12 protein-coding genes are annotated in these 13653 nt (G+C 53.4%); 4 read left to right on the top strand and 8 right to left on the bottom strand.

The window, feature by feature from the left end:
- The first annotated feature begins 34 nt into the window (after positions 1-34).
- A complete protein-coding gene (locus tag D3P08_RS02490) occupies positions 35-646 on the top strand; it encodes a superoxide dismutase (RefSeq protein ID WP_119597821.1) in 612 nt (203 codons plus the stop codon).
- Positions 647-729: 83 nt separating this feature from the next.
- Here the strand turns inward: D3P08_RS02490 and D3P08_RS02485 are convergent, their stop codons facing one another.
- The 5 genes from D3P08_RS02485 to D3P08_RS02465 form a co-directional block, all read right to left on the bottom strand.
- Positions 730-1896 (bottom strand): response regulator transcription factor, encoded by a 1167-nt coding sequence (locus D3P08_RS02485; RefSeq protein WP_119597820.1) that lies wholly within the window; start codon positions 1894-1896, stop codon positions 730-732.
- Positions 1897-1974: 78 nt separating this feature from the next.
- Positions 1975-3819, bottom strand: coding sequence for a sensor histidine kinase (locus D3P08_RS02480; protein WP_119597819.1), 1845 nt, complete (start codon positions 3817-3819; stop codon positions 1975-1977).
- Between the two features lie 31 nt (positions 3820-3850).
- The gene (locus D3P08_RS02475) at positions 3851-4684 is read right to left on the bottom strand and encodes a carbohydrate ABC transporter permease (protein WP_119597818.1); all 834 of its coding nucleotides are present in this window, start codon (positions 4682-4684) and stop codon (positions 3851-3853) included.
- Positions 4685-4702: 18 nt separating this feature from the next.
- A complete protein-coding gene (locus D3P08_RS02470; protein WP_240647216.1) occupies positions 4703-5596 on the bottom strand; it encodes a carbohydrate ABC transporter permease in 894 nt (297 codons plus the stop codon).
- A 97-nt stretch (positions 5597-5693) separates the two neighbouring features.
- Entirely contained in the window at positions 5694-7046 is a 1353-nt protein-coding gene (locus tag D3P08_RS02465; RefSeq protein ID WP_119597817.1) for an extracellular solute-binding protein, read from the bottom strand.
- 208 nt (positions 7047-7254) lie between these two features.
- Between D3P08_RS02465 and D3P08_RS27060 the strand changes: the two genes are divergently transcribed.
- Both D3P08_RS27060 and D3P08_RS02455 read left to right on the top strand, forming a co-directional pair.
- A complete protein-coding gene (locus tag D3P08_RS27060) occupies positions 7255-7866 on the top strand; it encodes a hypothetical protein (RefSeq protein WP_147381766.1) in 612 nt (203 codons plus the stop codon).
- Between the two features lie 385 nt (positions 7867-8251).
- Complete coding sequence (locus D3P08_RS02455; protein WP_119597815.1) at positions 8252-8896, top strand: hypothetical protein; 645 nt, start codon at positions 8252-8254, stop codon at positions 8894-8896.
- 51 nt (positions 8897-8947) lie between these two features.
- On the opposite strand, the gene D3P08_RS02450 is transcribed toward D3P08_RS02455, so the two are convergent.
- The 3 genes from D3P08_RS02450 to galU all read right to left on the bottom strand — a co-directional run bounded on the left by D3P08_RS02450 (position 8948) and on the right by galU (position 12431).
- Positions 8948-10060: a S1C family serine protease gene (locus D3P08_RS02450; protein WP_119597814.1), complete on the bottom strand. Its 1113-nt coding sequence runs from the start codon at positions 10058-10060 to the stop codon at positions 8948-8950.
- 42 nt (positions 10061-10102) lie between these two features.
- The gene (locus D3P08_RS02445) at positions 10103-11350 is read right to left on the bottom strand and encodes an FxLYD domain-containing protein (RefSeq protein WP_119597813.1); all 1248 of its coding nucleotides are present in this window, start codon (positions 11348-11350) and stop codon (positions 10103-10105) included.
- Positions 11351-11549: 199 nt separating this feature from the next.
- On the bottom strand, positions 11550-12431 hold the full coding sequence (gene galU, locus D3P08_RS02440) for a UTP--glucose-1-phosphate uridylyltransferase GalU (RefSeq protein WP_119597812.1): 882 nt from the start codon (positions 12429-12431) through the stop codon (positions 11550-11552).
- 208 nt (positions 12432-12639) lie between these two features.
- Here galU and trxB point away from each other — a divergent pair, with 208 nt between their 5' ends.
- Positions 12640-13581, top strand: a complete 942-nt coding sequence (gene trxB, locus D3P08_RS02435; protein ID WP_119597811.1) for a thioredoxin-disulfide reductase — start codon at positions 12640-12642, stop codon at positions 13579-13581.
- Positions 13582-13653: the final 72 nt, after the last annotated feature.

Genomic DNA, 13653 nt, shown 5'->3' with positions numbered 1-13653 from the left:
ATCAAACCTACATAATTTTAGGAGGTAAATCGTAATGGCACATCAACTACCTGCACTGCCATATGCGCACAATGCACTTGAGCCGCATATCGATGCAATGACTATGGAAATCCACCACGGACGTCACCACAACACTTATGTGACGAACCTGAACGCGGCGCTGGAGTCCGCTCCGGAGCTTCAAGGCAAATCCGTTGAAGAGCTGATCGGCGACCTGGCTAGCGTGCCTGAGTCGATTCGTACGGCTGTACGCAACAACGGCGGCGGACATGCGAACCACAGCCTGTTCTGGGAAACAATCGGCCCGAACGGCGGCGGCGCTCCTACTGGCGCTCTTGCAGCTGCGATCGACAGCGAGCTCGGCGGCTTCGAAGCGTTCAAGACGGAATTCGCGAAGGCTGCAACGACTCGTTTCGGAAGCGGCTGGGCATTCCTTGCTGTTGCAAACGGCAAACTGAAAGTATACAGCCTGCCTAACCAAGACAGCCCAATCATGGAAGGCGAAACGCCGATCCTTGGCCTGGACGTTTGGGAGCACGCTTACTACCTGAAATATCAAAACAAACGCCCTGACTACATCGGAGCGTTCTGGAACGTTGTGAACTGGGCTGAAGTTGGCAAACGCTACGAAGCTGCAGTGAAATAATGTAGCCTTTCTCCAGAAACCTCAAGCCGGCCATAAACCGCTTGAGGTTTCTTTATATGAAGAAAGCTGCCCGCAGGCAGCTCTTATGCTTGAATTTTATCGTGCCGGAATTGGCTTGGCGTGCAGTCATAATGCTTGCGGAACACCTGCGTGAAATGACGGACGTCGGGATAGCCGACCATATCGGCGATTTTCGTGATCGACAGCTCCGGACTGGCAAGCAGCTCTTTCGCCTTTTCCATCCGAATATTCGTCAAATATTCCTTGTAGCCCGTCCCCGTTTTTTGTTTAAACAGCTTGCTGAAGTAGACCGGGTTCAAATAAACAACGGATGAAACAAGCTCAAGCGACAGGTTCTCCTGATAGCTGCGTTTCATATATTGAATCGCGATGTCGATGATATCGTTTTTGCTTTCTGATGACGGCTCTTCCGCTTCAGCCGGCGTCGTATGGAGCTTTCGAATTTTCGCAGGAATCGCGTAGAAATCATCCATCAGTTCGCTCATATATAACTGATAAGGAACCTTCAGACATTGGTTTAAATACGACTCCGCGCCTTTTTTGAAAGCGGCCGCTCCTACCTCATCCTTAAGCGTAACCACTCCGACCAGGAAATCCCCGTCCATATTGATCATAAATCCTTTGCCGTTCAGCTGGATATATTCCGTCATCACATTCTCGACGATAAAATTCCGCAGCGACAGCTCCGGATTGCTCTCCAGCGTAACGGCAAGCAGATGAAACCGTTCATACTCATCCCGAACCGAGCTTAAATCGAAACGCCCGATATCAAGCCCTTGTATCCATCTGCGGAATACCGCTTCCCGCAAATAGTTCAAATTCTGCTCCAGCAGGTCCGAGCGGACCGTCCCCTGATTCGCTTTACGCCACTCTTCCTGCAGCTCGGCCACCAATTTCACAATATGTTCCTTACCGAACGGCTTCAAAATATAATCCTTAGCGCCAAGCCGCAGCGCTTCCTGCGCATAAGCAAATTCGGAGTGGGCGGACACCACGATCCACTGGATTTCTTTGTACGTGCCGCGCGCCTCGGCCAGCAGCTCCAATCCGTTCATCCCCGGCATCATAATATCCAGCAGGACGACATGAACCCGTTCCTGAACCAGGATAGCCAGCGCCTCTGCGGCCGAGGCCGCCGTGCTGACGCGAATATCGGGAAATGCGCCGCTGATTGTGCGCTTCAAGCCCTCGCGGATCGTTCTCTCATCATCGACGACAATAATGTGCATGTCATCCCTCCTCGAATGCTTCGCCTAGGCCAAGCATGTTGCGAAAGCGTCCGCTAGCCGTAATCTCGCTTGAAACGATCAAGCCTTTGGTTTTATAGCAGAAAGGTCCGGAGCGACAATCGTTACAACCGTCCCTTTATGTTCTTCGCTTTCAATGCGCAAGCCGTAGCCTGCGCCGTACTCCAGCACCAGTCTGCGGTGAACGTTAAGGAAGCCGGCCCCCGATCCCTTGGACCGTCCATAGATGGCGGGCTCCTCTCTCTGGCTCCGCTTCTCTTCCTCCATCAGTTCGTTCCACTCCAGGCGTTCCGCCCTTTTCAGCGACTGCTGAAGCTCTTCCAGCTTGGCCGGCGGAATGCCCGCGCCGTCGTCGCGGATTTGAATTTCAATCACTTGTCCGTCGCGGCATGCCGTTATCGTAATGGTTCCTTCACCCGTATAGGATGCCAATCCGTGAATAACCGCGTTCTCAATGAGAGGCTGCAGCGTCATCTTCGGCAGCTCCGTAAGCAGAAGCTCTTCATCAATGTCATGCTGAATATGGATGCGGCCGTCAGATCGTGCGCCTATGATTAGCATGTAGTGACCGATCTGCTCCAACTCATCCTTGAGCGTCGCGACCGAATTTCTCCAGTCACTGCTGTACCGGAAAATGCGGGACAGCGAAAGCACCAGATTAGCCAGCTTCTCATTATCCTGCTCATCGAGCAGCCAATAAATCATCTCCAATGTGTTGTAAAGGAAATGCGGGTTAACCTGCGATTGCAGCGCGTGAATCTGCGCGTTCTTTTCGCTGGCAGCCGCTATTTTGTTTCGGACGACCAGCCCGTTAATTTCACTGACCATCCGGTTAAAGTGCGTATTCAAATAATTGATTTCTTCATACGATTTATCCGCTTGAATCTTCGTGGATAGGTCGCCCCGCTCCACGCGCCGCATCTCCTGCACGATCGATTTAATCGGCTTTGAGATCGAGCGGGATAATATAAAGGCGATGGCGATAGCCAAGAGAATGACGGCGACGGTGACGATAATAAAATAGCGGTTAGCCGCCGCCATCTCAAGCTTCGCGACAGGCTTCGGCGTAATCGTAATCAGCTTCCACCCCAGCTTCGGGTCCTCAGCCGTTACGATCAGATTATCCTTGTTGCTGACATCCAGAGCCTGCTCCTGAAACGGGTAGCGGGATAATTCCGTTAACGACGGATTCGTAATCTCCTCGCCTGGATGCGAAGAAACCAGAAGCGAATCCGACGCTGAAAAAACGTAGGAACGGCTTTCTGGTTTGATCATCAAATTATTCATGGAAGAAATCAGATTTCTTGGATCCGCTTCGATAACTAAAATCCCGATCGGCCTTCTCGTGACCAGATTTGTCATCTCCCGGCCTAGCGTAAATACCGGATCGTTGTCCCGAAGCGTCAACGACTTATTGCCGAGCATGCCGCCCCATACAAGCGAACCGTCCGACTGGCGAAGCTCATCCATAAAATCGCCTTGCAGGAAGTTTCGGTTAATTTTATGGGTCGTCGATTCATAGCTGTATACATTGCCTACAGGAGAGATGACATGTATGCCCTTCACCTCGTTATAACTGTAGAAAATCGTTCCGAGCGCCCCCATCATAAGCAGCTCCTTGTTAAATTCATCCTGAGGGGTCGTCTCTTCCCGGGACAGGAGCCGCTGAATTTCGGTGTTGCTCATGATCGATTTCGTCAAGCTGTCATAACCTCTGGCAAGCAGAGAGAAGTTGTCCATCGCTTGGGATACGTTGCGCTGCGCAGCCTCCCCGACCTTTAAATCGATCTGCTGCGCTGTGTATTGATAAAATGTGCCAGCCAGTACAATAACCAGCGCCAGTGTAGAAAGCAGAGTCCACATGAGCAGACGCGCGCGAAACGTATTAAGCCGAAGTCCGAACAAGAAGATGACGCCCCCTTATATGCGTGCCGCTTTATCCTTTGACGGCGCCTGCTACCATGCCTTTCGTTATTTTATCCGAAAGAATGAAGTAGACGATGACGACCGGCAGCGCGCCGAGCACGAGGAATGCGCCGATCGCGCCGTAATTCGCCGTATATTGGCCGACGAAGCTGTTCAGACCGAACGGCAGTGTTTTGAGTGAATCGGAGGATAAGAATGTAGCAGCAATAATATATTCATTCCATATCGAAATAAACGTCAATATCGTCACGGTCATAATTGGCGGTACGATAATCGGCAAAATAATGCCGAAAAATATCCGATAAATGTTCGCGCCGTCAATCATCGCGGATTCTTCGATTTCAGTCGGAATGCTTCTCATAAATCCGGACAGGATGAACACCGCTATCGGCAGCGAAAACGCGACATAAGGAATAATAATCGAAGCGTGCGTGTTCAAAATATCCATATTTTTGAAAATGACCATGAGGGGCAGCAGCGTCGATTGAATCGGAATCATAATTCCGATCATAAATACCAGCATGACCAGATTGCCGTACCGCCATTTGAACCTCGTGATCGCGTAGGAAACCATACCGCTAAATACGATCGTGAGCACCAGAGTGACTCCCGTTACAAATATGCTATTGCCAATATACTTCAAGTAGTTGCCCGAAGTAAATGCGTCCGAGTAGTTTTGCCACACCCATTCCTTCGGCAGTGCAAAAAATTGGCCTGACGTTATTTCGCTGTTCGTTTTAAACGAGTATAGAAGAAGCCATACCAGCGGATAAAGCTGAGTTACCGCCAATATACTCATAACTACCCATGCGCCTGCACGTCTTAAAGAACGAAAATCCTTCATCGTCAACTTCTCCTTTCTCTAAGAGGCGGCTTCTTCGGCGCGTTTGAACGCCATGTTCAACAGAACCGTCATCACAAGACAGAAAATGACGAGGAACGTTGAAATTGCGCTGCCGTATCCGTATTTGAATGAATTAAAGGTCATGAAATACATATGCGTGGAGATGACTTCCGTCGTATTGGCGGGTCCGCCGCCGGTCATCACGACAATTAAGTCGAACGCTTTAAGCGAACCGATTACGGCGAGGACGGTCGAAATTTTAATAACCGGCGACAACAGCGGAAGCGTAATGTAGCGGTCCGCTTTAAAGCCGTCCGCGCCGTCGATGCTGGCAGCCTCGTAAATATCGGTCGAAATATTTTGAACGCCGGTAAATTGAATGAGGACGTGGTATCCGATAAACTGCCAGAGGATCACGACACATAAAGCGAAAATCGCCAATTCCGAATCCGCTAGCCACGTTCTTGTCCATGATTCAAGACCAAATTTCACCAGCATCTGGTTGATCATGCCGCCGAGCGAAGCCGGGTTATAAATGGACTTCCACAGCTGGCCGATGACGACTACGGATAAAATAACCGGCAGGAAATAGCTGGAGACCAAAAAGTTCGGGCGTCTAACGTAACGGCTCAGCAGGATCGCAACCACGATCGCGATCGGGATTTGCAGAAGCGAAGCTACGGAAATATACAGCGTCCTCAGCACGGACGGCCAAAAAATAGGGTCTTGTGTAAGCAGCACTTTAAAATTTTCAAATCCAACAAACTTCTGCGCGCCCATTCCGGCCCATTCGACGAACGAGTAATAAACCGAAACGAGAATCGGCGCAAAAACAAAGGCCAGATAGAACAGCAGACAGGGAAGGACGAATACCGCTAACGTCCATTTTCCTACACGCAACACTCCGTTCACTAGCTTTCCCTCCCACTCATTATCATTGGCAAAGGGAACCTTTCGGCTCCCTTTGTCATTCTTCCTCTTATCGTTTCCTCATTGCTTTGACAGGCTTTTACTTCTTGTTAAGCTCCCATGTTTTTTGATGCTCGGCTGCCAATTCTTCAACGTTCACGTCTTTGATCAGGAGGCCTTGCAGACCAGTCAAGTGCGTTTGCGTCGTAGCCGGCTCAATCACGTTGTCAAAGTTCATGTCGCCGCCTTGCACTTCGTTGAAGCGGGAAAGAGCGTCAATCGCCAGATCGGAGTAGCCGGCAGCTTTGAAGTCGCCGTCTACCTTTTGCGCCAAGCCTACAGCCGCTTTTTTCTCGAATGCGACCTTCGGATAGTTGATGAGCAGGTATTTCAGGAATTTCTTCGCTTCTTCCAGGTTGTCGCTGTTCGCGCCAAGCGCATAAGCCGTACCAGGAGCGACGACGTAGTCTTTTGCATTGCCTTTGCCGGCTACTGTAGGGAACGGCATGAACCCGACTTTGCCGCCTACTACCTCAGAAGCTTCAATGGCGGAGATTTCCCACGTACCCATGAAGTACATGGCCGCTTTACCGTCGCGGAACTGCTGGGAAGCCGTCGTGTTGTCGAAAGTAGCCGCGCCTTCTTGATAAGCGCCTGCATCGATCAGCTCTTTTGTTTTTTGCAGCGCTTCAACGAATACCGGATCTGTAAATTTCTTATTTCCTGCGTTCACTTCATCCAAGAACTTCGGTCCGCCGTTCACACGCTGCAGAATGTTCGTGAACATGAAGGACAGCGGCCATTTGTCTTTTCCGCCCAGCATCATTGGAGCGATGCCCGCTTCTTTGAATTTCGGGAATGTCGCGATAAGGTCTTCAAATGTAGTCGGAACTTCTACGCCGGCTTTTTCGAACAGCTCTTTATTGTAGAAAATACCCGCCAGGTTCATGTTGTAAGGCAGAGCGTATAACGTGCCGTCGAAGGAGTAATAATCCAGAACGCCTTCCAGGAACGTGCCTTTCAGCTCCTCGTCCTCCAGCATGTCGTTCAGCGGCGCCAGCACTTTGCCGTCTGCGAAAGGCTGCAGCTGGGCGCCCGGGTTAACCATTGTGATGTCCGCGACTTCGCCCGAAGCGGCTTGCGTTTTCAGCTTCACTTTTTGCTGCTCGGTGTCGAGACGGTCCCACTCGATTTTGACGTTAGGGAATTCCTTCATATAGTTGTTGACGATCTCTTCTTCAACTTGATACTGAGGCGTCGATTTGTCCGTTTGGATCGTTTGAAGCGTCAACGTTACTTTTTTGCCTTCTGCCGGTTTCTCGCTTGCGCTGTCCGTCGCTGCCGGTGCGCTGCTGCCGCCGGTATTGTTATTCGCGTTATTGCCGCCGCACGCCGCTAACGTAAACGTTAACGCAGTAGCTAATACTAGGCCGAGTGCGCGTTTTTTGCTCATCTTTGTAATCCCCCTCAAAATATTGTGATCGCTTACAGGATTAACTTTACTCTTTTTATAAATTTCTCAACATACAAAAAATCAACTATTTGTGTTGAAATTTTATACATATTGGCGACGCCGCAAGCATAGTTTCACCAGCTAGGCATATGCCGCATAGAATAAATGGGATTTGCCTATTCGGATAAAAAGGAGACTTGATGCTCGGATGACGCAAGTTGCACAAGGATCGTATGACAAGCCGTCAGCGCAGCCGTCTGTCAAATACCGCTCGGTCAAAAACCGCTGCGGCTGCGGCCATTCGCGTAAGGCTGCGCCGGCAAAGGCTGTTCTGTCCGGGACGGGAACACCACAACTAGCCTATGTGCCAAGCCCCCACCCGCCTATAGCACAAGCGCCCGATGTCGGAGCAAGACCGCCGGCCGGTTTTCCGTTCGGGGCGGGGCTGTACCCCTATGGGCCAGGCGCTTACTCGGCTGGACTAGCGCCGCTGCTGTACGGGGGAGCCCCCTATCCCTATGGTTGGGGGCCGCAAGGTTTAGGGTATGGAGCATACCAGGCCGGGCCGGGCGCGCTGCTGCCCGGAATTGGCCAGCTTCTGCTGGGGGCGGGGCCATTCGCGCCTGGAATAGGCGCGTTCATGCAAGGCGGAGGCCATCACCCCATCGGATGGGGGCCGCATCCGCATGGACAACAGCCGCATGGGCCGCATCAGCATGGACCACAGCCGCATGGGCCGCATCAGCATGGACCAAGAATGAGTGCTCCCGAGTCGGGACAGTTCCCGCGCCGGCCAATAAGCGGATCGGCCGGGCAATGAAGATAGGGAGCGCAGCCTGATATAGCTGGCCGCGAGCGGCGAGCTTTGTGAGCGGCTCCGCAATGGCGCTTTTCGCCTTTGCAAGGGCTGCTTCGCATGCGCCGGGCGCTGCAATGGCGCTTTTCGCCATTGCAAGAGCTGGTTCGCATGCGCCCGCCGCTGCAATGGCGCTTTCCGCCATTGCAAGAGCTGCTTCGCATGCGCCCGCCGCTGCAATGGCGCTTTTCGCCATTGCAAGCGCTGCTTCGCATGCGCCGGGCGCTGCAATGGCGCTTTTCGCCTTTGCAAGGGCTGCTTCGCATGCGCCGGCCGCTGCAATGGCGCTTTTCGCCTTTGCAAGGGCTGCTTCGCATGCGCCGCTTGCTGCAATGGCGGCTTTTCGCCATTGCAAGAGCTGCTTCGCATGCGCCGGCCGCTGCAATGGCGCTTTTCGCCATTGCAAGCGCTGCTTCGCATGCGCCGGGCGCTGCAATGGCGCTTTTCGCCTTTGCAAGGGCTGCTTCGCATGCGCCGGGCGCTGCAATGGCGCTTTTCGCCATTGCAAGAGCTGCTTCGCATGCGCCGGTCGCTGCAATGGCGCTTTTCGCCTTTGCAAGAGCTGCTTCGCATGCGCCGGCCGCTGCAATGGCGCTTTTCGCCATTGCAGGGGCTGCTTCGCATGCGCCGCTCGCTGCAATGGCGCTTTTCGCCATTGCAGGGGCTGCTTCGCATGCGCCGGCGCTGCAATGGCGCTTTTCGCCATTGCAAGAGCTGCTTCGCATGCGCCGGCGCTGCAATGGCGCTTTTCGCCATTGCAAGAGCTGCTTCGCATGCACCGGCCGCTGCAATGGCGCTTTTCGCCATTGCAAGCGCTGCTTCGCATGCGCCGGGCGCTGCAATGGCGCTTTCCGCCATTGCAAGAGCTGCTTCGCATGCGCCGGCCGCTGCAATGGCGCTTTTCGCCATTGCAAGAGCTGCTTCGCATGCGCCGGGCGCTGCAATGGCGCTTTTCGCCTTTGCAGCGACCAGTCTTTTCGCGCGCCCGCTATAGCAAAAAGAAACCGCCGCGCAACTGCATGAATGCAACTGCGCGGCGGCTTCTTCATTTTCGAATAACCTTCCCTTTGCCCGATAACAGCTTTAGCTGATCGTTCTCGTAACCGACCTTGTACGTCACCTGGTATTTGCTGAGCACGTTTTCCCCATTCTTCCGTTCATCGACCGAGATGACGGCTGTGACGGACGCTTCCTCCCCGCTGCTTGTTACATGCATGTCGTCAATGACGACATTCCGGGTCGTTAAGTAGCCTTTGCGAAAATTAACGTAGCTTGTGCCTTCCTTCCAGCTCCCGCCTAGGAGCGAATATGCGTATACATAATCGCGGCTGTTGATGCTGTCATAGAAATGCGTAACTAAATAGCCGGCCAATTGCTCGAGAGAGGTGTCATCCTCCGCCTTGTTATTCTCTTCCGTAATCGACAGGTTGGGAAGCATCGGCATCGGCTGCCTCGACCAGCCTTCCGCCATCGCGAGCACATTCGCGATGGGGATGCTGAATCCGATGGTTCCTTCCTCAAGGCCTGCGGAATTGATACCCAGCACGGCTCCTGTCGCCAAATCCACCAAAGGCCCCCCGCTGTTTCCCGGAGCGATCGGCGCCGATATCTGGTACAAATCTTTGTACGTATACGGATTGATCTGGAAGCTGCGATTCACGCCGCTAATGATGCCCGTCGTTACCGTATTCTGCAGACCCAGCGGGCTGCCAACGGCCAATACGTCATCGCCGACTTCGCCTTTTTCATACCGGACGAGCGGAAGCGGATCGGTCCCCGCTAGCTCCTTCACCCGAACGACCGCAACGTCCGTGTCCGTGCCGATGCCGATGACCTCGCCGTCAAGCACCCGGGCGTCCGAGGTCTTCACCTTTACATGGCGAACCCCCGCCACAACGTGAGCATTCGTCAGCAGATCGCCCTCCGTATTATATAGAAATCCCGATCCCTGCTCGCCCGTATCCGTTTCGATCATGACTACAAGCTTTTGCGTTTCAAAAATAATATCCTTAAGCGACTTCTTCACTTCGCCGACAGCTAGCAGCGGGCGGCCGTCTAATTGCTTCGGCATTTCCGAGCGGATCGCCAGCGCCGCAACCGCTCCCGATCCCAGAATGAGAAGGAAGCCAATCGCGCCTATCCATACTTTTTTTCTCATAAGCTCCTCCAAAGCCTTGCAAGCTCGCTCACCGTACAACGCTTAGTCCAAATACCAAGTCGCGTTGTCTACGACAATTTCGCACTCCTCGTCGTAAATGCCGTAGATGGTCGCGGTAAAGGTCATCTGTTCTCCCGGCTCGATGTAATTCGGCGTCGCGTTAGCCGTGCCTTTGCCCAATACCTCTCCGTCCTGGCTTTGCACGGTGAAATCCACCGTAACGGAATAGATCGGCCTCGTAGCCGCATTGCGGAGCACCCCGACAACGGTTAAATCGCCGAATTCGTCCAGCGTCTGATCGGTGCTGACGACTTCTACGGCGGCGGTCTGGTTGATCAAATCCTCCTCCGCGGCACGCTGCATCGCTTGCTCGATCCGCTGCTGCTCCTGCTGCTCATATTGCGAACGCTCGCTCTGAATCCGCTCCCTGAGCTTAATGAGCGAAGCATCATCCTTCAGCCACGCAAGCCCTTCGTTCACCTTCTGCTCGGCGCCCGAATAATTTTTTTTGGCGAGCAGCGCGTCGACATCCGCTTCGGTCATGCTGACAATGGCCGATTTGATCTGCTCTCTCAGCGCTTCGGCTTCCTCGCCGATCAGTCCGTTCACCACATTGAGCATCTCGCCGTGCTCCTTTACGGTCGTCAGCGTCTCCAGCTCCGATGTCAGCTTCTGAAGCGTCAGATTCATATTCAATTCATCCATTCTGAGCTTCAGCTTATCGTAAATCGGCTCTTTGTGACCGTTAAATTCCGATTTCAGCTCATTGATGCCCTTCTCCGCATCGAGAATCATACCCGTGGACAAGCTCACTTCAACCTGCTCCGTCAGCCGTCTCACTTGCATGGCATGCTGAATAATATTCATGTCTGCGGAGAGGGCAGCGTATTCTGGCCGAGCCTCCGATGCGTCCGACAGAAGCTCCAGCGCTTGCTCGAAGTCGCCGCCAAGCGCAGCCGTCCTCGCTTCAGCCTGAAGCTGCAGCACGTCCTCGTTGATTTGCTTCTCGTGGCCGTAATACCAATAAACCGACAAAGCGGTCGCAACGCTTGCCCCGACTAAAGCGGCCGGCAGCAGCCACCCCGTTCGCGGAGTCTCGGTTTTGGGGCTGCTGCCAGCTTGGGCAAAATAATGATTCGTGGGCAGCAGCTCCATGGCAGCGGCGCCCTCGGCGTCTGCCTCCGTCCAATCTCCCTGCTGCAATACTTTATGAGAATGCAGTCTTCTTCCGCATTGACTGCAATATTTGGCGTCATCCGCATAGCTTCTTACGCACTGATGGCAATACACCCCGCGTTCAACTCCCAGCCGATTCTCTCTATCATCCTAGCAGATGTGTCTCTTCTCACTATTCTATAATAAATAGTAAATAATCTCCATCTTCATAGAACGCCTCTTATTTCCAATTCTTATTGCTTTCCAAAGAGAAAAAGCACCTAGGCCTAGTAAATAGGACGTAGATGCTTTTTTTGACGTTTATCGGTCATGTTTATCCTTTTGCCTGAAGCCCTAGTCTTGCCATTAAATAGTTCCGCACATCGTCCGCCAAGTCTTCGCGCTCCAGCGCAAAATCGATCGTCGCCTGCACGAAGCCGAGCTTGTCGCCGACATCATGTCTGCGGCCGTCGAACCGGAACGCCGAGAGCGAGGATGCGCGGTTCAGCTCCTGCAAGCTGTCGGTCAGCTGAATCTCTCCGCCCTTGCCCGGCTTCGCGACCTCCAGCAGGCCGAAGATGGACGGATGCAGCACATAGCGGCCGACAACCGCATAGTTGGACGGCGCCGTGCCTGGAGCCGGCTTCTCCACAATGTCGCGGACAGGGGCAACACGCTGTCCGGGATCGATGTCAACGATGCCGTATTTATGCGTCTGATCCCAAGGCACCTCCATTACCGCGACGACCGACGAATCCGTCTGTTCGTAGATATCGATCATTTGGCGCAAGCAAGGCGGCTGGGAAGTCAATATATCGTCGCCAAGCAGAACGGCGAACGGCTCATCCGCGATGAAGCGTCGGGCGCAGAGCACCGCGTGCCCGAGTCCAAGCGGCTCCTTTTGCCGGACATAATAGATGTCCGCCAGCTGTGAAATACTTCTGACAACGGACAGCATCGTTTCGTTATTGCGGGCTTCAAGCTCCGCCTCCAGCTCGTAAGACTTGTCGAAGTGGTCCTCGATCGCCCGTTTATGTCTTCCGCTTACGATAATAATGCTTTCAATGCCGGATTGAACGGCTTCCTCTACAATATACTGAATAGCCGGTTTATCAATGAGCGGCAGCATCTCTTTGGGCTGCGCCTTGGTTGCGGGAAGGAACCGAGTCCCCATTCCGCCTGCCGGTATAATCGCTTTTCTAATTTTATTGGCCATGCAGGCATACCCCTCTCTAATCATGGCAAACGTTTAGTCCATCTATCATACCATTTTTTCCTGCCTAGAGCCATGAGCGGATGTCCATATGACCGGCAAGCAAACATGAAGGTTAGGTGAACTGTATTGACAATCGTTACAGTTTGTAATAGCTTTAAGCATAAGAACTTTTCATCATTTGCATCCACTTGAATCGGAGGGCTTACCCATGCACAAAACCATCATTATCGGAACCGGACCTGCCGGACTGACGGCTGCGATTTATTTGGCCCGCGCCAACATGGAGCCGCTCGTCATCGAGGGCTGGCAGCCTGGCGGGCAATTGACGACGACAACGGAAGTGGAAAATTTCCCGGGCTTCCCGGAAGGCATCCTCGGCAGCGAGCTCATGTCCAATATGCGCAAGCAGGCGCAGCGGTTCGGCGCGACGTTCAAAACAGGCTCCGTCAGGAGCGTTGACTTCAGCAAACGCCCATTTACGCTGGAGGTTGAAGGAATCGGACAGCTTCAAGCGGAGTCCGTGATCATCTCAACCGGCGCCTCTGCCAAATACCTTGGCATTCCGGGCGAGCAAGATAACGTTGGGCGCGGCGTCAGCACTTGCGCGACATGCGACGGCTTCTTCTTCCGCGGCAAAAAAATTATTGTAGTCGGCGGCGGCGATTCCGCGATGGAGGAAGCGAGCTTCCTTACCCGCTTCGCTTCGGAGGTGCGCCTTGTGCACCGCCGCGAGGAGCTCCGGGCCTCCAAAATTATGCAGGACCGCGCCCGCGAAAACGAAAAAATTACGTGGAGCTTGAACCGTACGCCGCTAGAAGTCGTTCCCGGCGATATCGGTCTCAAGGGCCTGCGCGTCCGCAACAACGAAACCGGCGAGGAAGAGCTGCTGGAGGCGGACGGCGTATTCGTCGCGATCGGTCATACGCCGAATACCGGCTTCCTTGGCGGTCAGATTACGACGGATGAGCAAGGTTATATCCTCGTGAAGCCCGGCACATCCGAGACGAACATTCCCGGCGTTTTCGCCTGCGGCGACGTGCAGGACAAAATTTACCGTCAAGCGATTACGGCTGCGGGAAGCGGCTGTATGGCGGCGCTTGACTGCGAGCGTTACCTGGAGGCGCAGGCGCATGAGGCGGTTAAAGCCTAATTCCTATGCGAAACCGCTGGCGCGGCTTTCTTGATTGATGTATAATAGAAGCAGTTACGTGTTCAAAATATG

Origin of the sequence: Paenibacillus nanensis (genome assembly GCF_003583765.1) — a bacterium.
GTDB classification, from domain to species: Bacteria; Bacillota; Bacilli; order Paenibacillales; family Paenibacillaceae; genus Pristimantibacillus; species Pristimantibacillus nanensis.
Note: the sequence above shows the minus strand (reverse complement) of the source record. Positions and strands in the feature narration are given on the sequence as shown.

Coding starts and splice junctions, on each gene's coding strand:
- D3P08_RS02490 (WP_119597821.1), top strand. CDS start 35: ATGGCACATCAACTACCTGCACTGCCATATGCGCACAATGCACTTGAG.
- D3P08_RS02485 (WP_119597820.1), bottom strand. CDS start 1,896: ATGCACATTATTGTCGTCGATGATGAGAGAACGATCCGCGAGGGCTTG.
- D3P08_RS02475 (WP_119597818.1), bottom strand. CDS start 4,684: ATGAAGGATTTTCGTTCTTTAAGACGTGCAGGCGCATGGGTAGTTATG.
- D3P08_RS02465 (WP_119597817.1), bottom strand. CDS start 7,046: ATGAGCAAAAAACGCGCACTCGGCCTAGTATTAGCTACTGCGTTAACG.
- D3P08_RS27060 (WP_147381766.1), top strand. CDS start 7,255: ATGACGCAAGTTGCACAAGGATCGTATGACAAGCCGTCAGCGCAGCCG.
- D3P08_RS02450 (WP_119597814.1), bottom strand. CDS start 10,060: ATGAGAAAAAAAGTATGGATAGGCGCGATTGGCTTCCTTCTCATTCTG.
- galU (WP_119597812.1), bottom strand. CDS start 12,431: ATGGCCAATAAAATTAGAAAAGCGATTATACCGGCAGGCGGAATGGGG.
- trxB (WP_119597811.1), top strand. CDS start 12,640: ATGCACAAAACCATCATTATCGGAACCGGACCTGCCGGACTGACGGCT.